The following is a 24,802-nucleotide window of genomic DNA, read 5'->3' as shown; positions in this document are numbered from 1 at the left end:
AACTGAACATTCCCAGGGGTGGGGCGTTGAGGCAGAGGCACCGCAGTGACCGCAAGAAGAAACTGATCATCTACGGTGTCGCCACAGCTGTGGTCGCCACCGCCGCCGTGGGCACCATCGCCATGGCATCACCCGACTTCGCGGGCTCACCGGACGGCAAGGGGGTGGCCCCGAGCGCCGAACTCCAGTCCCAGTTCAAGGACGCCGCACAGGAGTTCGGCGTTCCGCAGAGCGTGCTGATGGCGGTCTCGTACCGGCAGACGCGCTGGGAGAGCCACGACGGGCTGCCGAGCACGACCGGCGCCTACAACGTCATGGGCCTGACGCAGGTGAACCCGGACGATCTCGAGAAGGACCACGCGGACCGCGACGGGGACGCGGACGAGCACCGGCTCGAGCACATGAACCGCAGCGGCGACCCGGCCGTCGAGAGGCACTTCGACGCCGAGAAGGCGCTGCGGACCACGCCGAAGGAGGCCGTCGACACCGACGACCCCCGCCTGCACACGCTCGACGAGGCCGCCAGGCTGATCGACGAGTCCGCGGAGTCCCTGAAGAGCGACAGCGGGGCCGGCATCCGCGCCGGTGCCGCCCTGCTCGCCGCGTACCAGCGCGAGGCCACGGGTGACCTGTCCGACGACCCCGGCCAGTGGTATCCGGCGGTCGCCCGCTTCAGCCAGTCGCCGGACAAGAAGGGCGCGCGGCTGTTCGCGGAGCGCGTCTTCGAGTCGATCAGGACGGGCGAGCAGCGGGTGACCACGGAGGGGCAGTCCGTCTCCCTCCCGGCCGACCCGTCGGTGGAGCCCACCAAGCCGGCGGAAGTACCCCTGGCTGCGACCTTCGCGGCCACGTCCGCGGTGCCGGCCCCGGACTGCCCGTCCGGTCTGAACTGCAACTTCGTTCCCGCCGCGTACAAGCAGAACAGTGCCCCCGACGACTACGGCAACTACAACGTCGCGGGCCGCCCCGAGGGCGGCTACGACATCCGCTACATCGCCATCCACGACACGGAGGGCAGCTACGAGGGATCGCTCGCGGTCTTCCAGAACTCCGCGGCGTACGCCAGTGCCCACTACATGATCCGTGCCTCCGACGGTCTGGTCACCCAGATGGTGGAGAACAAGAACGAGGCCTGGCACGCCGGCAACAAGACCGTCAACATGCACTCGATCGGCGTGGAGCACGAGGGCTACGCGATCAAGGCGGGCAGCTGGTACACCGAGCCGCAGTACGAGTCCTCGGCGGCCCTGGTCAAGTACCTCGCGCAGAAGTACGGGATCCCGCTGGACCGTGAGCACATCATCGGCCACGACGAGGTCCCGGGTGTGCTGGACGCGAAGGTCAGCGCCCAGCACTGGGACCCGGGCCCGTTCTGGGACTGGAACCACTACATGTCGCTGATGGGTGCCCCCACCGGCGCCGGTGGCGCGGGCGGTCCGGTCAGGGTGGGCCAACTGGTCCGCTACGTACCGCCGTTCACCTCGGAGAACCAGCCGAAGCTGACGTACGGGGGCAGCGCCGTCCAGGCGCAGCCGGCGAACTTCGGCTACCTCTACACCGAGCCCTCGACCGCCTCCGCCACGATCAGCGACCCCTACCTCGGCACCCAGACCTGGACCGAGGGCCCGAACTGGGCGAACAAGATCGTCGCCGGAGGCGAGTGGGTCGTCGCCGATGTCCGCACCGACTGGACCGCGATCTGGTACGGCGGCAGGAAGGCGTGGTTCCAGAACCCTGGCGGCCGGTACACGGTCGCTGTCGGCGCGACGGCGCAGGACCCGCAGAAGCTGCTGACCCCGAAGGCCGGGCTGAGCTCGGTCAAGGTCTACGGACGCGCCTACCCCGAGGACGCGGCCTACGCCGGGACCGACGTTCCGGTCCAGGCCGAGGGCTCGGCGTCGCTGACGAAGTACAGCGTCCTCGCCGGACAGAAGTACACGCGGGCCGGCGGATACGCCACCGGCGACTACTACTACGGCGGCACCGTCGACGGCACGGGCCCCGGCTCGCGCACCCTGGTCAAGGGCACCACGCAGTTCTACCCGATCCGCTTCAACCACCGGATCGCATGGGTGCGGGCCGAGGACGTGCAGGAGGTCGACGGCGCGGCCCCCGACGCGGGTACCGACCGGTTCAATCTCCTCGGCCGTGACTCCTCCGGCGTGCTGTGGCAGTACCAGGGCACGGGCAGTGCCTCGGCGCCGTTCTTCCCCCGGTACCGCATCGGCGGCGGCTGGCAGGCGTACAACGTGGTGACCCCGCTGGACACCCTGCGCGCCGACGCCAAGGGCGACATGGTGGCCCGCGAACCGAACGGCACGCTCTGGTACTACGCGGCGAGCGGCAACCCGAGCCAGCCGTTCAAGGCCCGTCTGAAGGTCGGATCCGGCTGGCAGACCTACAGCCGCATCGCCGGCGTCTCGGACGTCACCGGGGACGGCAGGTCCGACCTCGTCGGCCGTGACTCCGCCGGGGTCCTCTGGCTCTACGTGGGCACGGGCAATCCTGCGGTGCCGTTCGAGCCACGGAAGAAGATCGGCAGCGGGTGGAACCTGTACAACACCCTGGCCCCCACCTCGGACCTGGGCGGTGACGGCCTCGGCGACATGGTCGCCCGGGACTCCTCCGGCACCCTGTGGCTGTACAAGGGCACCGGCAATGCGGCGGCGCCCTTCGCCGCCCGCACCAGGATCGGCACCGGCTGGCAGATCTACAACAGCCTCACCGGCACCGGGGATCTCGACCGCGACGGCAAGGCCGACATGGTCGCCCGGGACACGTCCGGAGCGCTGTGGTTCTACAAGGGCACCGGCAACACGGCGGCGCCCTTCGCCGCCCGCACCAAGATCGGCACCGGCTGGAACATGTTCAACCTGCTGATCTGACCCGCTCCTCGCACGGCGCCCCGCCCGCGCCACCATGGACGCTCCCTCGTGGAACGCGCCGCGGTGACGCGGGCGGATGCGCTAGGGTCGGCGACATGTTCGCGCAGACGACCCAGAACTGGTGGTGGACCGCTCATCCGGCGGCCCACTGACTCATCGCGCGCACAGATCGCGAAGGCCGCCCGAGGGGCGGCCTTTCTCATGTCCACAGGCCGTTCCTCTCCGCCACGGAAGGAACTCCACGGATGCACATCATCAGCAGACTGCTGGACACCGGCGCCGCCGGCTGCCCGTCCTTCGCCCTGCTGCGCAGGCGCACCCCGGGCCATGACCACGACACCGTCGAAGTGCTCATCGGCCGGGTCCACGAGGCCGAACGGCTCGCGGACATCCCGGCCGGCGACCTCCCCTCACTCGCGCTCGTGCCGTTCCGGCAGCTCAGGGAGCGCGGCTTCGACGTAAGGGACGACGGCACGCCCCTGTCCGTCCTGGTCGCCGACGAGTCGTACGAGCTTCCGCTGGCGGAGGCGCTCGACCACCTTCCCGCGCACGAGGTCCGCGTCGAGGGCGGCGCTTTCGACATCGGCGACGAGGAGTACGCGGAGACCGTCCGGCGGGTCGTCGAGGACGAGATCGGGAGCGGCGAGGGCGCGAACTTCGTCATCCGGCGGACCTTCACCGGCGAGATTCCCGGTTTCGGCCGCGCCGACGCCCTCGCCCTCTTCCGGCGGCTGCTCGCGGGCGAACGGGGCGCGTACTGGACGTTCGTCGTCCACATCGGGGACGAGGAAGGGCCAAAAGCGCCTCACTCGCGAGGGAGGGGGCGGGAGACGGGCGGGCGCACGCTGGTCGGGGCAAGCCCGGAGGTGCACGTCCGGATGTCGGGCAGAACCGTCGTGATGAACCCGATCAGCGGTACGTACCGCTATCCCGCCGCCGGGCCGACGCCTGAGGATCTGCTGGATTTCCTCGCCGACCGCAAGGAGACCGACGAGCTCTCCATGGTCGTCGACGAGGAGCTGAAGATGATGTGCACGGTCGGCGACATGGGCGGCGTGGTGATCGGGCCCCGGCTGAAGGAGATGGCCCATCTCGCGCACACCGAGTACGAGTTGCGCGGGCGGTCCTCGCTCGATGTGCGTGAGGTGCTCAAGGAGACCATGTTCGCGGCGACGGTCACCGGATCACCCGTACAGAACGCGTGCCGGGTGATCGAACGGTACGAAACCGGCGGGCGCGGCTACTACGCGGGCGCCCTGGCGCTCATCGCCAGGGACGCGGGCGGCGCGCAGACCCTCGACTCCCCGATCCTGATCCGCACCGCGGACATCTCGGCCACGGGCGCCCTGCGCGTGCCCGTCGGTGCGACGCTCGTCCGCCATTCGGACCCGCTGTCCGAGGTGGCGGAGACGCATGCCAAGGCGGCGGGGGTACTGGCCGCGCTGGGGGTCGTCGCCGGGCCGGTACGGGACCGGACGGTACGGCCGCGGCTGGCCGACGACCCGCGGGTGCGGGCGGCGCTGGACGCCCGGCGGGCCGACCTGGCGCCGTTCTGGCTGAAGATGCAGTCCCTCCCCGAGACGGCGGGCGGGCACGCCCTGGTCGTCGACGGCGAGGACACGTTCACCGCGATGCTGGCCCATCTGCTGCGGGGTGCGGGCCTGGAGGTGACGGTGCGCCGCTACGACGAGCCCGGCGTACGGGAAGCGGCGCTCGCCCACGAAGGCCCCGTGGTCCTCGGCCCTGGGCCGGGCGATCCCTCGGACACGGCCGACCCGAAGATGCGGTTCCTGCGCTCGCTCACCGCCGAGCTGGTGCGCGGTCACCGGGGCGGCCTGCTCGGGGTGTGCCTGGGTCATGAGCTGATCGCGGCGGAGCTGGGCCTGGACATCGCCCGCAAGCAGACCCCCTTCCAGGGCGCCCAGGTGCGGATCGACCTGTTCGGCCGGGAGGAGACGGTGGGCTTCTACAACAGCTTCACGGCGGTGTGCGACGACGTGGCGGCCGGGAAGCTGGCCGCGACCGGGATCGACGTGAGCCGTACGGAGTCGGGCGAGGTCCACGCACTGCGTGGGCCGGGTTTCGCCGGCATCCAGTTCCACCCGGAGTCGGTGCTGACGCTGCGTGGGCCGGAGATCGTCCGGTCGCTGCTCACGGCCGTGGTGCGGGAACCGTCGGCGTAGCCGGGGCCTCGCCCCAGGAACCCGTACGGCACGGTCTTCGGCCGGCTCCTCGGTCTCCCCCCAGAGCTTCGTCCGGGGGTACTCACAACCGGCTCGTCGTGAGTCTCTGGGTTCCCCCCTGCGCCCTGCAGGCGCAGGGGGGATGAGGAGCGGGTGGGGAAGCCCCGGCGTCACCCGAAGAAGACGCCGATCTCCTCGTACAGCGCCGGGTTCACGGTCTTCAGTTTGGACGTCGCCTCGGCGATCGGTACGCGGACGATGTCCGTGCCGCGCAGGGCGACCATCTTCCCGTAGTCGCCGTCGCGTACCGCGTCGATCGCGTGGAGGCCGAAGCGGGTGGCCAGCCAGCGGTCGAAGGCGCTGGGCGTGCCGCCGCGCTGGACATGGCCGAGGACCGTCGTCCTGGCCTCCTTGCCGGTGCGCTTCTCGATCTCCTTGGCCAGCCATTCCCCGACGCCCGAGAGCCGTACGTGCCCGAACGAGTCGAGCGTCCCGTCCTTGAGGACCATGTCGCCGTCCTTGGGCATCGCGCCCTCCGCGACCACGACGATCGGCGCGTACGAGGCACGGAAGCGGGACGTGACCCAGGCGCACACCTGGTCCACGTCGAAGCGCTGCTCCGGGATGAGGATGACGTTCGCCCCGCCGGCCAGCCCCGAGTGCAGCGCGATCCAGCCCGCGTGACGGCCCATCACCTCCACGACCAGGACCCGCATGTGCGACTCGGCGGTGGTGTGCAGACGGTCGATGGCCTCCGTCGCGATGCCCACGGCGGTGTCGAAGCCGAAGGTGTAGTCCGTGGCGGACAGATCGTTGTCGATGGTCTTCGGCACACCTACGCAGTTGATGCCGTACTCGCCGGAGAGCCGGGCCGCGACCCCGAGCGTGTCCTCGCCGCCGATCGCGATGAGCGCCTCGACCTCGTGCTTGGCGAGGTTCTCCTTGATCCGGCGGATGCCGTCATCGTGCTTGAGGGGATTGGTCCGCGAGGAGCCGAGGATGGTGCCGCCTCGCGGCAGGATGCCGCGCACGGCGGGGATGTCCAGGCGCATGGTGTCGCCCTCGAGCGGGCCGCGCCAACCGTCCCGGTAGCCGATGAACTCGTATCCGTACTCCTGCACGCCCTTGCGGACGATGCCGCGGATGACCGCGTTGAGGCCGGGGCAGTCGCCGCCCCCGGTCAGTACTCCGACCCGCATGGAAGGTCCCTTCGCCGTCGGTGGTGACATATGGGAGCCACGCTAGTAGTGACCCAGGTCACTCCGGGACGGTACGAAAGGTGAATTCCGGTGCGGCGGGCGCCTGTTGATGCCCGGAGATTCACTCCTACGAGTGTCAGGCGTCGTCGAGGCCGCGTTCTATCGCGTACCGCACGAGCTCCACGCGGTTGTGGAGCTGGAGCTTGCCCAGTGTGTTCTGCACGTGGTTCTGCACGGTGCGGTGGGAGATGACGAGCCGCTCGGCGATCTGCTTGTACGAGAGCCCCTTGGCGACCAGCCGCAGCACCTCGGTCTCCCGCTCGGTGAGCTGCGGCGCCTTCGGCTCGTCGGGCCCGGCGGACGGCGCGGGGTCGGTGGCCAGCCGCCGGTACTCCCCGAGGACCAGACCGGCCAGGCCGGGCGTGAAGACCGCGTCGCCCACGGCGGTCCGCCGCACGGCGTCGATCAGCTCCTCCGTACTGGCCGACTTCAGCAGATAGCCGGTCGCTCCCGACTTCACCGCCTCCAGGACGTCGGCGTGCTCGCCGCTCGCGGAGAGCACCAGGACCCGCAGGGCCGGGTTCGCCCCGACGAGCTCCTTGCAGACCTGGACGCCGGGCATCCCGGGCAGATTCAGGTCGAGTACGAGGACGTCGGGTCCAACGGCCTTCGCGCGGCGCACCGCCTGCGGGCCGTCCCCCGCGGTCGCCACCACGTCACAGCCGGACGCGGCCAGGTCGCGCGCGACCGCGTCCCGCCACATCGGGTGGTCGTCGACCACCATGACCCGGACCGGCTGCTGCTCCGTCGTCTCCGTCATCGTCCTGCCTTCCCCCGTGGGACCTTCAACTCGACTTCCGTACCCTGCCCCGGCACCGAGATCAGCTCGGCCGTGCCCCCGATGTCCCGCAGCCGGCCGCGGATCGAGAGGGCGACGCCGAGCCGCCCCTCCCCCTCGGCCTGGGCGAGCCGCCCCTCCGGGATGCCCGGCCCGTCGTCCCGGACCGTCACGATCACCTCGTCCGGCCAGTCCTCGACCAGGATCCATGCCTGAGCTCTGTCACCGGCATGTCTGCGGACATTGTCCAGGGCGGCACTGACAGCGGCCGCGAGCTCCTTCGCGACGGTCGCCTCCAGCAGCACCGGGGCGCCCGGCTCGGACAGGGTGACCCTGCATCCGGCGTGCGGCGCCAGCAGTCTCCGCAGATCGCGCGGACCCTCGTCGTCCGCCGCTGCCTCGTCGCCGTCGGGTTCGTCCACGATCCGCACGACCGCGCCCTGCGTCTCGTCCTCGGAGACCCGCGATGCGGGCAGCAGGCCCCCGGCGACCAGAGTGCGCAGGGCCACCTCCTGCTCGCCCGCCATACGGCCCAGCTCCGCCGCCTCACCACCGATCGCGGTGCCGCGCCGCTGCACCATCGCCAGCACCTGAAGCACGCTGTCGTGGATGTCGCGGGCCAGCCGCTCCCGCTCGCGGGTGGCCGCCTCGATCTCCAGGGCACGGGCGAGGGTGCGCTCGGAGGCGCGGGCGACCTCGACGACGTAGCCGATCGCGATGGAGGCGACCCACACCAGCAGGACGTTGTGGAAGGTGTCCCGGCTGGGCTCGCCACGTTCGATGATGTTGGCGACGGCGACCAGGGACGACGCGAAGCCCGCCCAGCGCCAGCCGCCCTTGATGGCGAACGCGAGGACCGATCCCGCGGTCCAGATCGTCGGCAGGGTCGGGCCGTCCACCAGCTGCGCCTGGTCGTCGGCGAACGGGGTGAGCAGGATGCCGGTGAGGGCGATGGTGAGGTCGGCGACGAGGAAGCTCTTCGTGCAGGCCGCCGCGTTCGCCACCCTGGGGATCGTCGCGAGGGTCCAGACGACCATCACGGCGAGGAAGCCGATGGCCACCCAGGGCTGCTCGAACTTGTCGCGCGCGAAGACGAAGAGCAGTACCGCGTAGATCATCGTCAGAACGCGGTACGCGGTCAGCGCACGCCACAGTGGCAGCTCGACCGACATGCGCACGACACGCTCGCGCCTGGCCATGTTCCCCCCACCCTGTCCCGCCCCGGACGGACGACGCTACTGAGCGCCGTCCCGTTCTGCCCTCGGGGCCTTGTCGGCCTTCTCCGCTTCCCTGGCGGCTTCCTTCGCGGCCTCCTTGGCCGCCTTCTCCGCGTCCGCGATCTGACGCTTGGCCGCGGTCGCGTAGATGTCGACGTACTCCTGCCCGGAGAGCTTCATGATCTCGTACATGACCTCGTCGGTCACCGAGCGCAGGATGAAGCGGTCGTGCTCCATGCCGTGGTAGCGGCTGAAGTCGAGAGGCTTGCCGATCCGGATCCCCGGGCGCATCAGCTTGGGGATGACCTTGCCGGGCGGCTGGATCTTCTCGGTGTCGATCATCGCGACCGGGATGACGGGGGCGCCCGTCGCGAGCGCCACGCGGGCGAGGCCGCCCGGCTTGCCGCGGTAGAGCCGGCCGTCGGGCGAGCGGGTGCCCTCCGGGTAGATGCCGAAGAGCTCACCGCGCTCGATGACCTCGATACCGCTCCTGATGGCCGCCTCGCCCGCGCCACGGGCACCGGAGCGGTCCACCGGCAGCTGACCGACGCCCTTGAAGAAGGCGGCCGTGAGCTTGCCCTTCACACCGGGCGAGGTGAAGTACTCGGCCTTGGCGATGAAGGTGACCTTGCGGTCCAGGACCGCGGGCAGGAAGAAGGAGTCCGAGAAGGACAGGTGGTTGCTCGCGAGGATCGCCGGCCCCTCGGCGGGAATGTTCTCGAGGCCCTCCACCCACGGCCTGAAGGCGAGCTTCAGTGACCCTCCGATGGAGAACTTCATTGCGCCGTAGATCAACTCGAGTGCCTTCCTGGTGTCCGTGGAAAAGACCTTAACCCGTGCGGGGCCTGCACTCTCTCCCCCGGGTCCCTGCTGGGTGGCCGTCGGCCCTGGTCGGTGTCGGTCCGGTCGCGTACGGTGAAGGCACCTTCGGATCGAGCCTCTTCCGATGACCGACGTCGACCTTCCGTTCCCCGTTCTCCCCCTTCCTTCCGCTCTCCTCAGCTTCCTGCCGCTTCCCTACGCTTCCTTCCTCCCTTACTCACGAATCTCTTCCTCACGAACAGGAGACCCCGGTGCCGGTCCTTCCCGGAGCCGAGCCGTACCGCCACGACGGTGGTGAGGTCGGCGTCCTTGTCTGTCACGGATTCACCGGTTGCCCCCAGTCGCTGCGCCCCTGGGCGGAGTATCTGGCGGAGCGCGGTCTGACCGTGTCGCTTCCGCTGCTGCCCGGCCACGGCACCCGCTGGCAGGACATGGCACTGACCGGCTGGCAGGACTGGTACGCGGAGGTGGACCGGGAGCTGCGAGCGCTGAAGGAGCGGTGCAGCCAGGTCTTCGTCTTCGGGCTCTCCATGGGTGGCGCGCTCACGCTGCGGCTCGCGGCCAAGCACGGCGACGCGGTGCAGGGCATCGTCCTGGTCAACCCGGGGATCAAGGTGCACGGTCTCGCGGCGCACGCCCTCCCGGTGGCCCGTCACTTCGTCCGTACGACGAAGGGGGTCACCAACGACATCGCCAAGGAAGGCGCCGTGGAGGTCGGCTACGACCGGGTGCCGCTGCACGCCGCGAACTCCCTGCGGAACTTCTTCCGGCTCGTCGACGGCGAGCTGCCGCAGGTGACCCAGCCGCTCCTGCTGCTGCACAGCCCGCAGGACCACGTGGTCCCGCCCGCCGACTCGGCCCGGATCCTCAGCCGGGTCTCGTCGAGGGACGTCCAGGAGATCCTGCTGGAACAGAGCTACCACGTGGCAACGTTGGACCACGACGCGGAGCGGATTTTCGAGGAGAGCCACGCATTCATCGGCCGGCTCGCTCCGAGTGTCGGGAAGAAGGGAAGCACCACCGGTGGCTGAGCAGCACGACGCGGACCGGGACCGGGACCAGGAGCCGCAGCCCATCGACGAGGAAGCCGCCTGGGCGGCGATCGTCGCGGGGTACGGGGACGAGCCTGCGGACCCGCCGGGGGCGAAGCCGTTCAAGTCGGTGGAGGACCTCGCGGGCCTGGGGAAGTCGGTCAGGAACGGCGACCCCGAAAACAGGGACGCCGAGGACGACGAGGACGACGAGGAAGCGGGCCCAGCGCCGGACAAGCCGCTGGGCAGTTCGATCGTGTTCGCGCCTGGCATCGGCCGAGGCGGGGGCCCGCGCGACTACGAGGTCGCCGAGGCGGGCGACGACGACCTCGACGAGACCGACGAGGGACATTTCGTACCCCCGGAGCCCCCGCCGCTGCCGGAGGCCGACACGACCGCGAAGTTCGCCTGGCTCGCGGTGATCGGCGGCCCGGTACTGCTGCTGCTCGCCGTGCTCCTCCAGTGGGACATGACGTGGTGGCTCACCACGCTCGGCGTCGGTGGCTTCCTGGGCGGCTTCTTCACGCTGGTGGCCCGGATGTCCCACGGGGACGACGAGGACGACGACGATCCGGGCCGCGGCGCGGTCGTCTGACGGCCCCCGTCGCCCTCACCGCCGCCTTCGCACTCCGCCGGGGGCGCCCGGCGTCAGGGCGCTCCGGCGCCCGCGGCCCGGGCGGCGGCCGTGGGGAACCTGAGCGCGGCCAGGACCGGAAGATGGTCCGTGGCCGCCTTCAGGTCGGCCTCACTGATGCCCGGGAGCCCGAGCGGTACGCCGCAGCCGAGGACCTCGACCCCCTTGGTCGCGAAGATCGCGTCGATCCGCTGGTGCGGGTCGTCGGGGGTCGAGGTGTACTCGGCGCCCCATGGGCTGACCGCCCAGCAGTCCTGGAGCCCCGCCGCGAGCCGTCGGAAGCTGCGGCCGTCCGGGCGGTCGTTGATGTCGCCCGCGGCGACGGCGTACGGCACGTCCATCTCCGCGAGCCGGTCGAGCAGCATCCCCGCCTGGGCGTAGCGCTCGTCGCTCTGAAGGCTCAGATGGCAGCTGAGCAGGCCGATCCGGGCGCCGCCGATGCGGACGACCGCGGTCGCGAAGCCCCGCCGGTGCAGTCCGGGCGTCAACGGCAGCAGCACATCCTCGGTACGCTCCACGGTCGCCCGCAGCGAGCACAGCAGCAGCGGCCCCGAGGCGGTGGCCCCGCCGCTCAGCATCACCAGCTCGCTCTTGGCGGCGAGGCGCGCCGCGTGCTTGCGCCATCTGAAGAAGCGCGGCGCCTCCTGTACGAAGACGAGGTCGGGCCGGCAAGCGCGGATCACTCTCGCGAGCGCGTCCTCGTCGTCACGCATCGAGCGGATGTTGTAGCTGAGGACGCGCACGATGGGTGAACCGTCGGGTGCGGTAAGGGAGTTGGGCAGCGGGTTCGTCACGGACGTCGCCATGCGCCACAAGATAACGGGCCCCGGGCCCGCGGCCCCGCCCACCGGCCGGGCGCGCCGCGCCCCGGTTGCGGCGTGGCCGTGGGGCGCCTGCGGCGGGCCCTTTCCCCTCCCCGCCCCTTCCCGAAAACTGCGGGCAAGCCCCCAGACCCCCGTACGGCCTTCGGCCGTGTCCTCAATCTCCCCCAGAGCTTCGTCTGGGGGACCCCCAGACGGGCTCATTTTGAGCCCCGCTGGGGGTCCCCCCACGCCCGCCAGGGCGTGGGGGGAGATTGAGGCGCAGGGGTGCGGGGGCAGAGCCCCCGCATCGGGGTCTGGGGCGGAGCCCCAGTTCGGGAAGGGGCGGGGAGGGGAAAGGGCCCGGAACGCGCGTGCCCGCCGGGCCCCGGGAAGGGGCGCGGCGGGCACGCGAAAGGGATGGGGAGGGCGTCAGCCCTGGCGGGCCAGGTCCGCCGCGCCGACCAGGCCGGCCTTGTTGCCGAGCTGGGCCGCGAGGACCTGGGCGTGCGGTCGCCACTGCGCGCCGATCAGCCAGCGGCGGAACGACTTCCGGATCGGGTCGAGAACCAGCTCGCCCTCGTCCGAGACGCCGCCTCCGACGATGAACGCCGACGGGTCGAAGAGCGACGCGAGGTCGGCCAGACCGGCACCGGCCCAGCGGGCCAGCTCGCGGAAGGAGTCGACGGCCACCTTGTCGCCCTGCCGGGCGGCCGCGCTGACATGCTTGCCCTCGATGCCGTCGGGCGTGCCGTCGCCGAGGCCGAGCAGGATCTCCGCGTTCTCCGGGGTCGCGAGGGCGCGCTGGCGGGCGTACCGGACGAGGGCGCGCCCCGACGCGTACTGCTCCCAGCAGCCCTGGCTGCCGCAGCCGCACAGCAGACCGTCGGGAACCACCCGGATGTGACCGAACTCGGCGGCCACACCGAAGCGTCCACGCCGCAGCTTGTTGCCGATGATGATCCCGCCGCCGAGGCCGGTGCCGAGCGTGATGCAGATGACGTCTTCGTGGCCCTGGCCCGCGCCGAAGCGGTACTCCCCCCACGCCGCTGCGTTCGCGTCGTTCTCCACGACCACGGGAAGGCCGACGCGCTGCTCGATCTTGTCCTTGAGCGGCTCGTGGCGCCAGTCGATGTTCGGCGCGAAGAGGACGGTGGAGCGCTTCTCGTCGACATAGCCGGCGGCGCCGATGCCGACCGCCTCGATGTCGTGCCCCTTACCGGCTGCGGTGACGGCCGAGCAGATCGCATCCACGATGCCTTCGGCGGTCGGCGGAGTGGGCACCGTGTGCGTCTCGAGAATGGTGCCCGCTTCGTCGACCACGCCGGCCGCGATCTTGGTGCCGCCGATGTCGACGCCGATGGTGAGTCCCATGTGTCCCTCAGTTTTCGGTCGAGCCCCGCTAAGGCCAACCGTACCGGAGGGAGTCGGGGCCTCAGTCCAGGTCGATCTTCTCGCTCGGACCCGGCCCTTCGTCCCGCCGGTGGTTCTGGTCGGTCGTCTCGTCACGCGTCCAGCGCCGCTCGTGGCCCTCGACGGCCGAGCGGTACGCGGCCAGCAGCTCGTTCCCCGCGGCCGCGAGATGGTCGAAGACCTGCGGATTGCGCTCGATGACCGGCTCGACGGCCGACTTGGCCTGGCTGATCAGCTGCTGTACGGCACCCTGTGTGGCCATGCCGAACAGCGGGTTCTGCATCGAGGACACCTTGTCGGCGACCGCGTCGATGAGCTTGCGCAGCTCTTCACCCGCGGTACCGGTGGGGTGGCCGTACTGCTCGCGGCGGCGGGCCTGCTCCGCCTTCAGGTCTTCGTCGCACGCCGTGGCCCAGGCGTCGGCATCGGCGTCGGTGGTGGGACGCTCGGTGGCATCGCTCATGGCGTACTCCTAGGAAAGGGCTTCGTACTGTTGACGGTACCCGAACGACCGCGGACCCTTCAGCGTCTGCGCGGCCACAGGTCGGGGTCCGGCGCGAACCGGACCCTCAGGTGGCCTTCCCTGAGGCCCGCACCGGAGACCGTGCAGCGGCGCAGGACGGAGGGCAGGAGGAAGATCCGGCGGAACGGGCCGACCGTGATGAAGAGTTCATCACCGCGGCGGAGCAGATCGAGCTCCTCCTTGACGGCTCCCGGCAGCGGCAGCACCCAGTGGAGCTCGCCGTCCTCCCCGGGTCCGTCCTCCCGAGGTCCCTTCTCACCGGGCTCTTCCGTGCCCGGGAGGCAGACACGGCCCTGCCCGGCGCCGCGCCCCGTGTTTCCGGCCGCGAAGCCGTCGCCCGGGCAGAGCCCGCCACCGTGGCCGGCCGACTCGGAAACGGTGGCACCCGGCTCCGTGTCCGGTCCTGTGGCCGGCACCGCGTCCAGCGCGGCCAGGTCGTCGAGGCCGCGCGGGTCCCGGCCCAGGTGGGGGACCTCGCGGAGCGAGGCGGCGGGCGCCCACTCCTCGTACCAGCCCGCCAGGCACTTGCTCTGCTGTGCGCGGAGCGCCGCGAGCCAGGGGTCGGGCGTTTCCCCCGGCAGGATCCGGTTCGCCACGAGAGTGTCGACGACCGTCCCGTACAGGGCGAGGCCGGTCCGGGCGGTGCGCAGGGTGTCCTCGGCGGCGGGTCCCGGCTCCGCGACCAGCCGGACACTAGTGCTCTGCCCCTCGATCAGTTCCTGTACCGCCGCCAGCTCCGTGTCCCAGCGCGCGGCGGTCTCGTACAGCCACTGCGCGGGCATCGGGACGCCGGCGAGCTGCGCGAGCACGGGGCGGAGCGCGCGCGCCGCCTGCCGCTCGGCAGGCAGCAGCCGGCGCAGATAGCGGCGGAGCTGTTCGGGCAGGGCCAGCAGGGCGACGGTGTCGCGGACCGGGGGCATGTCGACGACCAGTACGTCCCAGTCGCCGGCCGCCGCGTCCCGCAGCGCGCGAAGGTGGGCGAACTGCTCGCTGCCGGGGAGTTCGGTGAGCTCCGCGTCCTCCAGCTTGTGCGCGCCCAGCAGATCGAGGGCCGCGGAGCTGCGCTCCTGGAAGGTGAGCAGCTCGCTGCGGAAATGCGCACCGGAGTCGATCCGCGCGGCCCACAGCCCGTCGGTGAGCCGGCTCGGAGCGGTCCCCACCGGGACTCCGAGCACGGCGTCGGCCTCGGCCGAGAGCAGCAGGGTCCGTCCACCGCGCCGTGCCGCCGCGAGCGCGGTCGCCGCGGCGACGGTGGTGCGGCCCGAGCCGCCGGGCCCGGTGACGAGAACGGTGCGCATGAGGGCGGTCGTCAGGCCTTCGGGCCGGACTCGACGCGCTTCTTCAGGCCGGCGAGGGCGCGGTCGATGATGACCTTCTCCGCCTTGCGCTTGATCATCCCGAGCATGGGGATCTTTACGTCGACGGTCAGCTGGTAGGTGACCTCGGTACGCTCGCCGCCACCGGCCGGGGCCAGCGTGTACGAGCCGTCCAGGGCACGCAGCATCTGCGACTTGACCAGGGTCCAGGAGACCTGGTTCTCACCGGTCCAGGTGTACGCGAGGGTGTGGTCGTCCTTGATCGCGCCGGCGTCGAGCACCAGCCGGACCTGCACGGCGCGGCCCTGGTCGTCCTTCTCCAGGACCTCGGTCTCCTTCACCTCGCCCGTCCACTCCGGGTAGCGCGCGAAGTCGGAGATCACCCCCATCACATCGGCCGGTGCGGCGTCGATGGTGATGCTCGAGCTGGTGTGTTCCGCCATCGCCGGGCTCCTCCAGTGCTATCCGTACGGGGGTTGCGGTGTGCAATCTACCGTGACCGGACGGCTCACCATTCCAGGGCCCACGGCCTGCCCGTGGACGCGAAGTGCCCGACGTTCACGCACTCCGTCGCGCCGATGCGCATGCGCCGGGCCAGCGGCTGGTGGACGTGCCCGAAGAGGGCGTACCGGGGCCTCGTCCTGCGGATCGCGTCGAGCAGGGCCCGGCTGCCGCGTTCGAAGCGCCGGGGAACGGTGTCGTACGTCAGCTCGGGAACGTCGGGCGGGATGTGCGAGCAGAGGACGTCGACCTCGCCGAGGGCCTCGACCTTCGCGGCGTACTCCTCCTCGGAGATCTCGTACGGCGTCCGCATCGGGGTGCGCAGTCCGCCGCCCACGAAGCCGAAGACGCGACCGTCCAGCTCGATGCGCTCGCCGTCGAGGACCGTGGTGCCCGGCCGCGCGTACTCCGGCCAGAGAGTCGGTATGTCGACATTGCCGTAGGTGGCGTACGTCGGGGTCGGGAACGCGGCGAACATCTCGGCGTACTGCTTGCGTACGGCGGCGAGGATGGCGGCGTCCCGGTCCAGCCCCGCCCAGAGTCTGCGGCCGAGCTCGCGGGCCTCGTCGAAGCGGCGGGCGGTGCGCAGCTCGACGATCAGGTCCGCGTTCTCCACGCCGAAGAGGTCGGGGAAGATGCCGCGGGAGTGGTCGGCGTAGTCCAGGAAGAGCACCAGGTCGCCGAGGCAGATCAGGGCGTCGGCCCCGTCGCCCGCCTTGGCCAGATCCGATGTGTTCCCGTGCACGTCACTGACCACATGAACTCGCATGTCGATCACCCTAGGGTCGTCGGCGGGGTACTGGGTAGAGGCGGTCGGACCTGCGGTAACTTCCTGGTCCTCCGGCGGGTGGAATAGTGTTCGCGGAGGTGCGGCACACAGGTGTGACGCAGGGAACATCTGACCGGGACCCCCTATCCGGAACCAAGTACTGATGGGTAACGTCCGGGCAGTCCCCGGTGCGTTCACACAGAGCCGTGGCGCCGGCGCCCGATGAGGAGCAGCAGTCTTGCGCGAGTTCAGCCTTCCGGCCCTGTACGAGGTCCCCACGGACGGCAATCTGACGGATCTCATCCGCCGCAATGCCACGCAGCATCCGGATACCGCCGTCATGGGCAGAAAGGTCGCCGGTGCCTGGACGGATGTCACCGCGACCCAGTTCCTGGCCGAGGTGCGAGCCGCCGCGAAGGGTCTGATCGCCGCCGGGATCCAGCCCGGTGACCGGGTCGCCCTGATGTCCCGCACCCGCTACGAGTGGGTGCAGCTCGACTTCGCGATCTGGAGCGCCGGCGGTGTGACCGTGCCGGTCTACGAGACCAGCTCGCCGGAGCAGGTGCAGTGGATCATCGGTGACTCCGGTGCGGTCGCGGCGATCGTCGAGAGCGATGCGCACGCCGCCGCGCTCGGGGCCGTACGGGATTCGCTGCCGGCACTCCAGCATGTGTGGCAGATCGAGCGGGGCGCGGTCGAGGAACTGACCGCCGCCGGCGTGGAGATCTCCGACGAGACGGTCGACGAGCGCAGCGCGGTCGCCAAGGCCGACGATCCGGCGACGATCGTCTACACCTCGGGCACGACCGGCCGCCCCAAGGGCTGTGTGCTCACCCATCGTGCCTTCTTCTCGGAGTGCGGCAATCTGGTCGAGCGCCTCAAGCCGCTCTTCCGCACGGGCCAGAGTTCCGTCCTGCTCTTCCTCCCTGCCGCCCACGTCTTCGGCCGTATGGTCGCGCTCGCCCCGGCGATGGCGCCGATCAAGCTCGGCTGCGTATCGGACATCAAGAACCTCACCGATGAGCTCGCCTCCTTCCGGCCGACGATGATCCTCGGCGTGCCGCGCGTGTTCGAGAAGGTCTACAACTCCGCGCGGGCGAAGGCCCAGGCGGACGGCAAGGGCAAGATCTTCGACAAGGCCGCGGACACGGCGATCGCGTACAGCCGCTCGCTCGACACCCCGCAGGGCCCGTCGCTGGGACTGAGGCTCAAGCACAAGGTCTTCGACAGGCTCGTCTACAGCAAGCTCCGGGCGGTGCTGGGCGGCCGCGGTGAGGCCGCCATCTCCGGCGGTGCGCCGCTGGGCGAGCGGCTCGGCCACTTCTACCGCGGCATCGGCTTCACGGTGCTCGAGGGGTACGGCCTGACGGAGACGTGTGCGGCCACGGCCTTCAACCCGTGGGACCGGCAGAAGATCGGTACGGTCGGACAGCCGCTGCCGGGCTCGGTGCTGCGGATCGCCGACGACGGCGAGGTGCTGGTGCACGGCGAGCACGTCTTCACGGGGTACTGGAACAACGAGGCGGCGACCGCGGAGGCGCTGGCCGACGGCTGGTTCCACACCGGTGACATCGGCACGCTGGACGAGGACGGCTACCTCGCGATCACGGGCCGGAAGAAGGAGATCCTGGTGACGGCGGGCGGCAAGAACGTCGCTCCGGCGGTCATCGAGGACCGTATCCGGGCTCACGCGCTGGTCGCGGAGTGCATGGTCGTGGGTGACGGGCGGCCGTTCGTGGGCGCGCTGGTCACGATCGACGAGGAGTTCCTGGCCCGCTGGGTCGCCGACAACGGAAAGCCGGCCGGTTCGACGGCTGCCTCGCTGCGCGAGGACGCGGATCTGCTGGCGGAGATCCAGCGGGCGGTGGACAGCGGCAATGCCGCGGTCTCCAAGGCGGAATCGGTGCGGAAGTTCAGAATCCTTGACTCCCAGTTCACGGAGGAAGCCGGCCACATCACGCCGTCGCTGAAGCTGAAGCGCAACGTGGTGGCGAAGGACTTCGCCGACGAGATCGAGGGGATCTACCGGGCCTAGGCCCCTGCGTAGTCCTCGGCGAGGACGCGCTCGATGTTGCGTTCGGCGAGCGCGGTGATCGTGACGAACGGATTGACGCCGATGGAGCCCGGGATGAGGGCTCCATCGGTGACGTACACGCCGGGGGCCCCTCGCACCCGGCCGTAGTCGTCGGTGGCCCGGCCGAGCACGCAGCCGCCGAGCGGGTGGTACGTGAAGTCGTCGGCGAAGGTCCTGTTGCCGCCGAACAGGTCGTACCGGTAGATCGTGGCGTTCCTCAGATTGATGCGGTCGAAGAGTTTCTTCGCCGCGTCGACGGAGACCTGGCTCTGCGCCTGGGTCCAGTTGAGCTTCGCGGAGTCGGTGGCCGCGTCGTACCTGAACGTGCCGCGCTCCGGATTCCTGGTGATCGCCAGATAGAGGCTGATCCAGTGCTCGAAACCCATCGGGAGCGGGGCGATTTCGGCGAAGACCGGATTGGTGGCGTTGGACCAGTCGTCGATGCCCATGACGGGCATGGTCGCCTGGTTGGCCCCGACGGTGTCCCACATGTGGTTGGCGCGGGCGGTCATGACGTTGCCGTTGGTGCCCCAGCCGGTGCCGACGTGGGGGCTGAGGTCGGGCAGTGCGCCGGACTCCCGGGCGCGCAGGAGGAGTTCGGTGGTGCCGAGACTGCCGGCGCCGAGGAACAGACGCGTGCAGCCGATGTCGCGGGTGGCGACGACCTTGCCCGTCACGTCGATGCGATCGGCGGTGACGACGTAGGTGCCGTCCGGTTGCCTGCGGACGGCACGGGCCCGGTGGAGGGTCTCGACGGTGACGTTGCCGGTGCCGAGCGCGGCGGCGAGGTAGGTCTTGTCGAGGCTGCGCTTGCCGTGGTTGTTGCCGTAGATGACTTCGCCGGCGAGGGCGGACCTGGTGACCTGGCCCGCTGCTTCGCGCTCCATGTACCCGAAGTCGTAGACGTTGGGTACGAAGGTGGTCTTCAGGCCGGCGTTGGCGGCGTGCTTGCGGGAGATCCGGGTGAAGCGGTACCACTCGGTCGACTCGAACCAGGCAGGGTTGACGGTGTTGACGCCCAGCATCTGGCGGGCGCGCGGGAAGTACGTGTCGTACATGGCGGTGGCGTCGACGGTCGGCAGCGTCTCGGAGAAGTACGCGCGCTGCGGGGTGACGGCCATGCCGCCGTTGACCAGTGACCCGCCGCCGACGCCGCGTCCGACGTACACGGACATGTGGTCGTAGCGGACGCGGTCGAGTACGCCGGGGTAGGGGGTGATGTTCTTGTTGACGACATCGAGCCAGAGGAACTGGGCGAGCGGGGCCTCGGTGCGCGTGCGGAACCACATGGAGCGGTGGTCGGGGGTACCGGTGGCGCAGAAGAGCTTTCCGTCGGGGCCGGGGGTGTCCCAGAGGCGGCCCATTTCGAGGACGAGGGTGGGGATGCCGGCCTCGCCGAGCCGGAGGGCGGTGACGGCGGCGCCGTAGCCGGAGCCGATGACGAGAGCGGGGGTGTGGTCCTGTGCGCCTGCGGCGGGCTGGGCGGCGACGGAGATTCGCGCCAGCCCGAGTGCTGCGGCGGCCTGGAGGGCGCCGAGACCCAGGAGGTGACGGCGCGTCAGATTTGGTGTCATGTGCGCAGCATGTGCGGACTTTTGCGTTCCGCCTATGCGCTCCGCGCGTGATTCTTTGGCGGCGTGCAAGAGTGCCGTTTCCGCCAGGCGCGGCGGGGGTGTCCGTCCTCGAACGCCGGTCACGCTTGACGCGTACCCGGCAGGGTGTCCCGCCCTCGAATCCCGGACGGGCTTGGCGGTGCCGCACACCGCCCGGCGCGCCCGGGTGCCCGGCCTCAAGATGCCGGACGGCTTTGGCCGGTGCCGCACACCGCCCGGCGCGCCCGGGTGCCCGGGTGCCCGGCCTCAAGATGCCGGACAGGCTTGATGCGTACCCGGCAGGGTGTCCGGCCGGGAACGCCGGACAGGCTTCCGTTGAGCCCGTCGCTCGCCGCAGGTGCCCTACAGCAGGGTCCGCAGCCGGTCCGCCAGGAGGTCCCAGCGCCACCGCTCCTCGACCCAGTCGCGGCCCCGCTCCCCCATACGCCGCCGCAGCTCCGGATCCTGCAGCAGAGTCACGATGCGGTCCGCCGACTCCTCGGGAACACCGCCCCGCACCACCCAGCCCGTCTCGCCGTCGAGGACGGCGTCCGGCGCGCCGCCGGAGTCGCCCGCGACGACCGGGAGGCCGGTCGCCGAGGCCTCCAGGTAGACGATGCCGAGGCCCTCGACGTCCAGGCCGGCCCGCCGCGTACGGCACGGCATGGCGAAGACGTCACCCGCGCCGTAGTGCGCGGGCAGTTCCTCCCAGGGCACGGCGCCCGTGAAGCGCACGGACGCGGCCACGCCGGTCGAGTGCGCGAGCCCCCGCAGTTCCTTCTCGTACGGCCCGCCGCCGACGATCAGCAGCACCGCGTCCGGCACCTTCGCCAGGATCGCGGGCATGGCGAGGATCAGCGTGTCCTGGCCCTTGCGCGGCACGAGCCGGGAGACACAGACGACCACCGGGCGGTCCGCGAGCCCGAGCCGCTCGCGGACCGCGTCTCCGCCCGAGCCCGGGTGGAAGGTCTTCTCGTCGACGCCCGGCGGCAGTTGCACCATCCGCCCCGCCGCCTCTGGCGTCAGTGCCGCGGCGATCCGCGAGCGCGTGTACTCGCCGAGATAGGTGATCGTGTCCGTGCCCTCGCCGATCCGGCGCAGCAACTGCCGGGACACGGGCAGCTGTGCCCAGCCCGCCTCGTGGCCGTGCGTCGTGGCGACGAGCCGCCGCGCGCCCGCCTTGCGCAGCGCGGGCGCCATCAGCCCGAGCGGCGCCGCGGCCCCGAACCACACCGACGTACAGCCGTGCTCCCGCAACAGCCCCACCGCGCGCCGCGTGACCCGCGGGGTGGGCAGCAGCATCGTCGTACGGTCCCGGACGACCGTGAAGGGCTGCTCGGCGTCGAAGTCGGCGGTGGCCTCGATGCCTTCGCGGCTGCGCTTCCAGGTGGAGGCGTAGACGACGAGCTGCTCGGGGTCCAGGCGCAGCGCCATGTTGTGGAGGAACGCCTGGATGCCGCCGGGCCGGGGCGGGAAGTCGTTGGTCACGATCAGGGTCTTGTCCATCGCCGCCGACAGTACCAACGGCGGCCACGCCTCTTCGCGGGCATACGGTCGTTCCGGGCATCATGGCCGCTTGGCGCGGTACGAAACGGCATGAGGTGGTCATGAAGGGCGCAGCCGTGCTGCCCGTCGCGGTGTGGGTCCTGACCAGGACCGTCCTGCTGCTCTGGGTCCTGAAGGTCCTGTACGTCACCGGCCCCGATGTGACCAGCGATGTCACGGTGATCTACCAGGGCTGGTACGAGGTGCTGAGGACCGGCACGTACCCGATGGACGATGTCACCTGGCAGTACCCGCCTGCCGCCGCCCTCGCGATCCTCTCGCCCGCTCTGCTGCCCTTCCTCGGCTATGTCTCCGCCTTCTTCGTCCTGGCGCTGGTCTGCGACGCGGTGGTGTCCGGGCTGCTGCTGTACGCGGGGCGGCGGCCCGGCAGGTCCCTGAAAGGGATCTGGGTCTGGGTCGCGGGAGTGCCGCTGCTCGGCCCGACCGTGTACGCGCGCTACGACCTGATGGTGACTGCGGTCGCGGTCGCCGCCCTCCTCACGGCCGCACGGCGGCCCGGGCTCGCGGGCGCACTGGCCGGGTTCGGCGCGCTGCTCAAGGTGTGGCCGGTGCTCCTGCTGGCCGGGATGCGCCGGGGCCGGTCCTGGACCGCCGCGGCGGTCACGGGGACCGGACTGCTGTTGGCCTTCACGGTCACGATGCCGGGGGCGCTGGCCTTCCTCGGCTTCCAGCGCGACCGGGGCACCGAGATCGAGTCGCTGGGGGCACTGGTCTTCCATGTGGCCAGGCACGTCGGCTGGAACGGACAGGTGCTGCTCAACTACGGCTCCGTCGAGTTCCTCGGCCCGTACGTCCCGCTGGTGAGCGCGGTGGCGCTCGGGCTGACGCTCCTGGCCTTCGGCTGGATGGTGGTGTGGCGGCTGCGGGCCGGGGAGTTCGCGGCGAGCACCCCGGCCGACGCGGCGTTCACCGCGGTGTTGCTGTTCACCACCACGAGCCGGGTGATCAGCCCCCAGTACATGGTCTGGCTGGTGGGTCTGGCCGCGGTCTGTCTCGTGTTCCGGTCGAGCCGGATGGCGCCGCCCGCCTGTCTGGTGCTCGCGGCCACCGGGGTCACGTTCCTGGAGTTCCCCATCTGGTTCGCGGAAGTGGTGGCGAGCGATCCGCTCGGCGTCGCGCTGCTGGCGGTGCGCAACGGGCTGCTCGTGACGGCGGCGCTGCTGGCCTGCCGACGGCTGTGGACGAGTACGGTCACCGGGCAGCGGCGCCGGGGACAGCACGCACTTCCCACTCAGCCCGTGCGCGACAAGAAGACTGTCGGGTCCTGACGGGCGGGCGCGGTCCGCCGGAACAGCCGGGCGATCGCCGCGCACTGCACTGCCATGGCCAGGGCCATGGCAGTGCACACGCCCGGCAGGCCGAGCGCCGACAGCCCGTACGCGAGCGGCAGTTGGACCAGTGATCCGACGATGGTGATCCGCGCGACCAGGGCGCTGCCGCCGCCGCCCTCGAAGACCCCGCCGAGTGCGATGAAGCAGGCGAGCAGGATGAGATACGGGCCCAGGCAGCGCAGGTACGTCGCCCCGGCTCCGGCCACCGCCGGGCCCGCGCCGAAGGCCCGCATCACCCACGGCGCGAGCCCCAGCAGCAACAGCGCGGCGCCCGCGCCGAGCGTCCCGGAGACCAGCAGCGCCTGGCGTCCGACCGCTCGCCGCTCGTCGCGCCCGGCACCGAGCAGATGCGCGGTGTGGATGGAGGCGGCCTGGCGCACGGCGTAGAACGCCATCGTGGCCACGTACATGGCCTTCGTGGCGATGCCGTACGCCGCCACGGCGGTGACCCCGAGCCGGGCGACGACGGCGACGAGCGCGAGGGCGCCGGCCATGCGGACGACGAAGTCGGCGGACATGGGCAGTCCGGTGCGGGCGGTTCGGCGCACACCTACGAAGACTGGCCCGGCGGACCCGGCGGGAGGGGCGGCCCGGGCGGCGCGCAGCACCGGGTTGCGGCGCAGGGCGACGAGCCCGGCGGCAAGGGCCGCCGAGCGGCCGGCGATGGTGGCGAGGGCGGCGCCGCCCACCCCGTACCGGTCGATGAGCAGCGGGTCGAGGAGGAGGATCAGACCGTTGGCGAGGAAGGCCAGGCGCATGGGGGTGCTCGTGTCGCCCGCACCCTTGAGGATGCCGTCGAGGAGGTTCGTCGCGAAGAAGACGGCCATGCCGGGGAGCGAGATCGCGAAATACCCGGCAGCGAGAGCGGCGGGCGGGCCGTCGCCGCCGAGCACCAACCGGGCGAGCGGCTCGCGCAGGACGTACCCGCCGACCGCGACGGGCGGCACGATGAGCGCGCACAGCGCCGAGCCGCCGCGTACGGCAGCCCGTACGGCTCCCGGGTCCTCGGCGCCGCGGGCCCGGGCGACCAGCACGGTGGTCCCGGAGCCGGCCATCAGGATCACGCCGAGGAGCAGGTTCTCGACGTTGGTGGCCACGGCGACGGCGGCGACGGCCGCGCCGCCGAGGCGGGCCACCCAGACCATGTTGATGATCCCGGCCGCGACACCGGCGAGCAGTTCGAAGTAGACGGGACCGGCGAGCGCGACGATCCGTTTCCGATGCCCCATGAGCCCCCCTAATCGTGGTACATCGTTTCGAGGTACCACGATTAGAGGTACCACGATTAGAGGTATCATGAGTAGCCGGACACGACAACCGATGGGGAGCGGACGTTGCTGGAGCTGACGATCCTGGGGTTCCTCAGTGAACAGCCCCTGCACGGCTACGAGTTGAAGGAACGGATCAGAGGGCTGAGCGGCCATGTCCGCCCGGTCAGCGACGGCGCGCTCTACCCCGCGCTCACCCGCCTCGTGAAAGCCGGAAAGCTGGCGGAGCGCACCGAGGCGGGCACGAGCGCCGCGCCGCGCCGCATCCTGTCCCTCACCGACACCGGCCGTGCCGCGCTGCTGGAGCGGCTGCGCCACCCCAAGGACGCCGAAATCACCGACGGGCAGCGCTTCTTCACGCTGCTCGCGTTTCTGGGGCAGCTGCCCGACCGCCGCGAGCAGGCGGCCGTGCTCCGCCGTCGCCTGGCGTTCCTGGAGACGCCGGCCAGCTTCTTCTACCGGGACGGCAAGCCGGTACGGGCGGAGGAGGCGGACGACCTCTTCCGCCGGGGGATGCTGCGGATCGCCCGTGCGACGGGAACGGAGGAGAAGCGCTGGCTGGCGGAGGCGATCGCCGAGCTGGACCCTCCGGGCCACGGTTAGGCCCTGTCCGGGCGATCTTGTCGGGCCCCCGACGACAGCTACGGCACCTCGCTGCGTTGTCGGAGTCACCCAAGTACGCCCAGTACGAGGGCGATCCTCCGCCTTGCGATGCACCGCATCTGACGCCGCGGCCAGTTCCTCGAAGATCGCCCGGACAGGACCTAGAGCCCGTCCCGGGGTCCCCCACGCCGCGGGGCGTAGGGGGAGACTCAGGCCGGAGGCACGAGCCGCCCCGGC

Annotated in this window: 21 protein-coding genes; 8 read left to right on the top strand and 13 right to left on the bottom strand. The window is 71.0% G+C overall.

Annotated elements, in window-relative coordinates; translation table 11 throughout:
• The first annotated feature begins 26 nt into the window (after nucleotides 1–26).
• The 3 genes from ACZ6ZQ_RS11905 to ACZ6ZQ_RS11895 all read left to right on the top strand — a co-directional run bounded on the left by ACZ6ZQ_RS11905 (nucleotide 27) and on the right by ACZ6ZQ_RS11895 (nucleotide 5,068).
• On the top strand, nucleotides 27–2,885 hold the full coding sequence (locus ACZ6ZQ_RS11905; RefSeq protein WP_469768391.1) for an N-acetylmuramoyl-L-alanine amidase: 2,859 nt from the start codon (nucleotides 27–29) through the stop codon (nucleotides 2,883–2,885).
• Between the two features lie 95 nt (nucleotides 2,886–2,980).
• Nucleotides 2,981–3,037 carry a trp operon leader peptide gene (locus ACZ6ZQ_RS11900; RefSeq protein ID WP_078513512.1) on the top strand — a complete coding sequence of 19 codons (57 nt, stop codon included), beginning with the start codon at nucleotides 2,981–2,983 and terminating at the stop codon, nucleotides 3,035–3,037.
• A 93-nt stretch (nucleotides 3,038–3,130) separates the two neighbouring features.
• Nucleotides 3,131–5,068: an anthranilate synthase family protein gene (locus ACZ6ZQ_RS11895; RefSeq protein WP_469768390.1), complete on the top strand. Its 1,938-nt coding sequence runs from the start codon at nucleotides 3,131–3,133 to the stop codon at nucleotides 5,066–5,068.
• A gap of 170 nt (nucleotides 5,069–5,238) precedes the next feature.
• Here ACZ6ZQ_RS11895 and ACZ6ZQ_RS11890 read toward each other — a convergent pair whose 3' ends face one another.
• The 4 genes from ACZ6ZQ_RS11890 to ACZ6ZQ_RS11875 form a co-directional block, all read right to left on the bottom strand.
• The gene (locus ACZ6ZQ_RS11890; RefSeq protein WP_469768389.1) at nucleotides 5,239–6,267 is read right to left on the bottom strand and encodes a 6-phosphofructokinase; all 1,029 of its coding nucleotides are present in this window, start codon (nucleotides 6,265–6,267) and stop codon (nucleotides 5,239–5,241) included.
• A 136-nt stretch (nucleotides 6,268–6,403) separates the two neighbouring features.
• Nucleotides 6,404–7,087, bottom strand: coding sequence for a response regulator (locus tag ACZ6ZQ_RS11885; protein ID WP_469768388.1), 684 nt, complete (start codon nucleotides 7,085–7,087; stop codon nucleotides 6,404–6,406).
• Complete coding sequence (gene macS, locus ACZ6ZQ_RS11880; RefSeq protein ID WP_469768387.1) at nucleotides 7,084–8,304, bottom strand: MacS family sensor histidine kinase; 1,221 nt, start codon at nucleotides 8,302–8,304, stop codon at nucleotides 7,084–7,086. The genes ACZ6ZQ_RS11885 and macS overlap by 4 nt, the downstream gene beginning before the upstream one ends.
• A 36-nt stretch (nucleotides 8,305–8,340) precedes the next feature.
• Entirely contained in the window at nucleotides 8,341–9,102 is a 762-nt protein-coding gene (locus ACZ6ZQ_RS11875) for a lysophospholipid acyltransferase family protein (protein ID WP_469768524.1), read from the bottom strand.
• Nucleotides 9,103–9,395: 293 nt separating this feature from the next.
• On the opposite strand from ACZ6ZQ_RS11875, the gene ACZ6ZQ_RS11870 reads away from it, so the two are divergent.
• Complete coding sequence (locus tag ACZ6ZQ_RS11870) at nucleotides 9,396–10,175, top strand: alpha/beta hydrolase (RefSeq protein WP_469768386.1); 780 nt, start codon at nucleotides 9,396–9,398, stop codon at nucleotides 10,173–10,175.
• On the top strand, nucleotides 10,168–10,770 hold the full coding sequence (locus tag ACZ6ZQ_RS11865; protein WP_469768385.1) for a hypothetical protein: 603 nt from the start codon (nucleotides 10,168–10,170) through the stop codon (nucleotides 10,768–10,770). Before ACZ6ZQ_RS11870 ends, ACZ6ZQ_RS11865 begins: the two co-directional genes overlap by 8 nt.
• 53 nt (nucleotides 10,771–10,823) lie before the next feature.
• On the opposite strand, the gene ACZ6ZQ_RS11860 is transcribed toward ACZ6ZQ_RS11865, so the two are convergent.
• The 6 genes from ACZ6ZQ_RS11860 to ACZ6ZQ_RS11835 all read right to left on the bottom strand — a co-directional run bounded on the left by ACZ6ZQ_RS11860 (nucleotide 10,824) and on the right by ACZ6ZQ_RS11835 (nucleotide 16,131).
• Complete coding sequence (locus ACZ6ZQ_RS11860) at nucleotides 10,824–11,615, bottom strand: endonuclease/exonuclease/phosphatase family protein (protein WP_469768384.1); 792 nt, start codon at nucleotides 11,613–11,615, stop codon at nucleotides 10,824–10,826.
• A gap of 426 nt (nucleotides 11,616–12,041) precedes the next feature.
• Nucleotides 12,042–12,983, bottom strand: a complete 942-nt coding sequence (locus ACZ6ZQ_RS11855) for an ROK family glucokinase (protein WP_453665116.1) — start codon at nucleotides 12,981–12,983, stop codon at nucleotides 12,042–12,044.
• Between the two features lie 61 nt (nucleotides 12,984–13,044).
• Nucleotides 13,045–13,485 carry a DUF5304 domain-containing protein gene (locus tag ACZ6ZQ_RS11850; protein WP_469768383.1) on the bottom strand — a complete coding sequence of 147 codons (441 nt, stop codon included), beginning with the start codon at nucleotides 13,483–13,485 and terminating at the stop codon, nucleotides 13,045–13,047.
• Nucleotides 13,486–13,544: 59 nt separating this feature from the next.
• Entirely contained in the window at nucleotides 13,545–14,843 is a 1,299-nt protein-coding gene (locus ACZ6ZQ_RS11845; protein WP_469768382.1) for an ArsA family ATPase, read from the bottom strand.
• A gap of 11 nt (nucleotides 14,844–14,854) precedes the next feature.
• Entirely contained in the window at nucleotides 14,855–15,304 is a 450-nt protein-coding gene (locus ACZ6ZQ_RS11840; RefSeq protein WP_453665121.1) for an SRPBCC family protein, read from the bottom strand.
• Nucleotides 15,305–15,369: 65 nt separating this feature from the next.
• Complete coding sequence (locus ACZ6ZQ_RS11835) at nucleotides 15,370–16,131, bottom strand: metallophosphoesterase family protein (protein ID WP_469768381.1); 762 nt, start codon at nucleotides 16,129–16,131, stop codon at nucleotides 15,370–15,372.
• 238 nt (nucleotides 16,132–16,369) lie between these two features.
• Here ACZ6ZQ_RS11835 and ACZ6ZQ_RS11830 point away from each other — a divergent pair, with 238 nt between their 5' ends.
• Complete coding sequence (locus tag ACZ6ZQ_RS11830) at nucleotides 16,370–18,166, top strand: AMP-dependent synthetase/ligase (RefSeq protein WP_469768380.1); 1,797 nt, start codon at nucleotides 16,370–16,372, stop codon at nucleotides 18,164–18,166.
• Here ACZ6ZQ_RS11830 and ACZ6ZQ_RS11825 read toward each other — a convergent pair.
• Both ACZ6ZQ_RS11825 and ACZ6ZQ_RS11820 read right to left on the bottom strand, forming a co-directional pair.
• Entirely contained in the window at nucleotides 18,163–19,779 is a 1,617-nt protein-coding gene (locus ACZ6ZQ_RS11825) for a GMC oxidoreductase (RefSeq protein ID WP_469768379.1), read from the bottom strand. The two genes, ACZ6ZQ_RS11830 and ACZ6ZQ_RS11825, sit on opposite strands and share 4 nt — an antisense overlap.
• Nucleotides 19,780–20,160: 381 nt before the next feature.
• Nucleotides 20,161–21,303, bottom strand: a complete 1,143-nt coding sequence (locus ACZ6ZQ_RS11820) for a glycosyltransferase family 4 protein (protein WP_469768378.1) — start codon at nucleotides 21,301–21,303, stop codon at nucleotides 20,161–20,163.
• 101 nt (nucleotides 21,304–21,404) lie between these two features.
• On the opposite strand from ACZ6ZQ_RS11820, the gene ACZ6ZQ_RS11815 reads away from it, so the two are divergent.
• Nucleotides 21,405–22,631, top strand: coding sequence for a glycosyltransferase 87 family protein (locus ACZ6ZQ_RS11815; protein WP_469768377.1), 1,227 nt, complete (start codon nucleotides 21,405–21,407; stop codon nucleotides 22,629–22,631).
• Here the strand turns inward: ACZ6ZQ_RS11815 and ACZ6ZQ_RS11810 are convergent.
• Entirely contained in the window at nucleotides 22,595–23,923 is a 1,329-nt protein-coding gene (locus tag ACZ6ZQ_RS11810; protein ID WP_469768376.1) for an MATE family efflux transporter, read from the bottom strand. The two genes, ACZ6ZQ_RS11815 and ACZ6ZQ_RS11810, sit on opposite strands and share 37 nt — an antisense overlap.
• Before the next feature lie 105 nt (nucleotides 23,924–24,028).
• Here ACZ6ZQ_RS11810 and ACZ6ZQ_RS11805 point away from each other — a divergent pair, with 105 nt between their 5' ends.
• Nucleotides 24,029–24,565, top strand: a complete 537-nt coding sequence (locus ACZ6ZQ_RS11805) for a PadR family transcriptional regulator (protein ID WP_469768375.1) — start codon at nucleotides 24,029–24,031, stop codon at nucleotides 24,563–24,565.
• Nucleotides 24,566–24,802: the final 237 nt, after the last annotated feature.

The sequence above is a fragment of the Streptomyces sp. NPDC053673 genome (assembly GCF_055585225.1).
Note: the sequence above shows the minus strand (reverse complement) of the source record. Positions and strands in the feature narration are given on the sequence as shown.

Bases quoted from the DNA above. Each gene is read 5' to 3' on its own strand.
- ACZ6ZQ_RS11895 (WP_469768390.1), top strand. From the start codon at position 3,131: ATGCACATCATCAGCAGACTGCTGGACACCGGCGCCGCCGGCTGCCCG.
- ACZ6ZQ_RS11890 (WP_469768389.1), bottom strand. From the start codon at position 6,267: ATGCGGGTCGGAGTACTGACCGGGGGCGGCGACTGCCCCGGCCTCAAC.
- ACZ6ZQ_RS11885 (WP_469768388.1), bottom strand. From the start codon at position 7,087: ATGACGGAGACGACGGAGCAGCAGCCGGTCCGGGTCATGGTGGTCGAC.
- macS (WP_469768387.1), bottom strand. From the start codon at position 8,304: ATGGCCAGGCGCGAGCGTGTCGTGCGCATGTCGGTCGAGCTGCCACTG.
- ACZ6ZQ_RS11875 (WP_469768524.1), bottom strand. From the start codon at position 9,102: ATGAAGTTCTCCATCGGAGGGTCACTGAAGCTCGCCTTCAGGCCGTGG.
- ACZ6ZQ_RS11860 (WP_469768384.1), bottom strand. From the start codon at position 11,615: ATGGCGACGTCCGTGACGAACCCGCTGCCCAACTCCCTTACCGCACCC.
- ACZ6ZQ_RS11855 (WP_453665116.1), bottom strand. From the start codon at position 12,983: ATGGGACTCACCATCGGCGTCGACATCGGCGGCACCAAGATCGCGGCC.
- ACZ6ZQ_RS11850 (WP_469768383.1), bottom strand. From the start codon at position 13,485: ATGAGCGATGCCACCGAGCGTCCCACCACCGACGCCGATGCCGACGCC.
- ACZ6ZQ_RS11845 (WP_469768382.1), bottom strand. From the start codon at position 14,843: ATGCGCACCGTTCTCGTCACCGGGCCCGGCGGCTCGGGCCGCACCACC.
- ACZ6ZQ_RS11840 (WP_453665121.1), bottom strand. From the start codon at position 15,304: ATGGCGGAACACACCAGCTCGAGCATCACCATCGACGCCGCACCGGCC.
- ACZ6ZQ_RS11835 (WP_469768381.1), bottom strand. From the start codon at position 16,131: ATGCGAGTTCATGTGGTCAGTGACGTGCACGGGAACACATCGGATCTG.
- ACZ6ZQ_RS11825 (WP_469768379.1), bottom strand. From the start codon at position 19,779: ATGACACCAAATCTGACGCGCCGTCACCTCCTGGGTCTCGGCGCCCTC.
- ACZ6ZQ_RS11820 (WP_469768378.1), bottom strand. From the start codon at position 21,303: ATGGACAAGACCCTGATCGTGACCAACGACTTCCCGCCCCGGCCCGGC.
- ACZ6ZQ_RS11815 (WP_469768377.1), top strand. From the start codon at position 21,405: ATGAAGGGCGCAGCCGTGCTGCCCGTCGCGGTGTGGGTCCTGACCAGG.
- ACZ6ZQ_RS11810 (WP_469768376.1), bottom strand. From the start codon at position 23,923: ATGGGGCATCGGAAACGGATCGTCGCGCTCGCCGGTCCCGTCTACTTC.